General features: G+C 62.1%; 1 protein-coding gene. It reads left to right on the top strand.

All coding sequences use genetic code 11. From position 1 onward, the window contains the following. Positions 1–330: 330 nt before the first annotated feature. Complete coding sequence (locus FJ980_RS32785; protein ID WP_224519058.1) at positions 331–1,095, top strand: transporter substrate-binding domain-containing protein; 765 nt, start codon at positions 331–333, stop codon at positions 1,093–1,095. Positions 1,096–1,197: the final 102 nt, after the last annotated feature.

The raw sequence follows: 1,197 nt of genomic DNA, 5'->3' as shown, positions 1-1,197 counted from the left end.
CTGCATGGCTGCCATTATCCGGCATTTCGCCGGGTGGAACCCTGCTTTTCGCGACCTGAGTGTCAACTGTCACAAACGCCAGTCCATGAGGGGGAACAGCTTCGGCTGCGATGGACGCAAATCGACACCGAGCCGCGTTGGACTTGCATCCGCAAGCCGAACGCCACGGTACGCCGCGGAGCCGTCGCGGACGAGGCCGATCGAAACAAGCACTGGTGCCCGACGCAGGTACCGTCATTTCAGCTGCATCCATAAGGGAGGATAACTTTGAAAAAACTGCTCGATTTCGCCATTCTTGCCGTCGCGACATTCGCGATCACGACGGCGGCCATGGCCGGAGAAACTTTGGATCGCGTCACGTCGAAGAAGGCGATGGTCGTCGCCACCAACGCCGCCTGGCCGCCGCAAAGCTTTCTCAATGACAGCAACGAGCTCGCCGGCTTCGACATCGATGTCTCGCGCGAGATCGGCAAACGGCTGGGGGTCGAGGTCTCGTTCGAGACGCCCGACTGGGCGACCCTGACCGGCGGCCGCTGGCAAGGGCGCTACGACCTCGGCGTCGGCTCGGTCACGCCGACCAAGGCCCGTTCCAAGGTGATCGATTTTGTCGGCATCTATTACTACAGCCCCTATGTCTACGTCGTGCACAAGGACAGCACCGCGAAGTCGGTCGCCGATCTCAACGGCAAGGTGATCGGCGTCGAGACGGCCACCACCTCGGAGGATTTCATCCGCCGCAAGCTTGAGATCGACGCGCCCGGCCTGCCTCCCGTCGAATACAAGCTGGAGCCCGGCGAGATCCGCACCTTCGCCGATTCCATGCTTCCCTTCGATGACCTGCGGCTTGGCGACGGCGTCCGCCTGAATGCCGTGATCGCGCCGGAGCAGACGGCGCAGAACGCCATCAAGAACGGCTATCCCGTGAAGATCCTCGAAGGGGAATATGCCTTCCGGGAACCGCTCGTGGTCATCGCCGAGAAGAACGATCCCGAGTGGACCGCAAAGGTTTCGGGCATCATCGCCGAGCTGAAAAAGGACGGCACGCTCGCCGCGCTGACCACGAAATGGTACGGCAAGGACTACAGCGCCAAATGACGTTGGATTGCCCGCCGGCTGCCGCTCGGCGACCGGCGGGCATCACGTGTCAGATGCCAGAGCGGTGCAGCGTTTAAAACAATCGCCACCCCTCTCTACCCC

This window comes from Mesorhizobium sp. B1-1-5, assembly GCF_006443065.1.
GTDB lineage: Bacteria > Pseudomonadota > Alphaproteobacteria > Rhizobiales > Rhizobiaceae > Mesorhizobium.
This window is presented reverse-complemented; position numbering and strand designations above follow the sequence as displayed.

What these genes read in the sequence shown, in the direction of transcription:
- FJ980_RS32785 (WP_224519058.1), top strand. Translation starts at nt 331, where the DNA reads ATGGCCGGAGAAACTTTGGATCGCGTCACGTCGAAGAAGGCGATGGTC.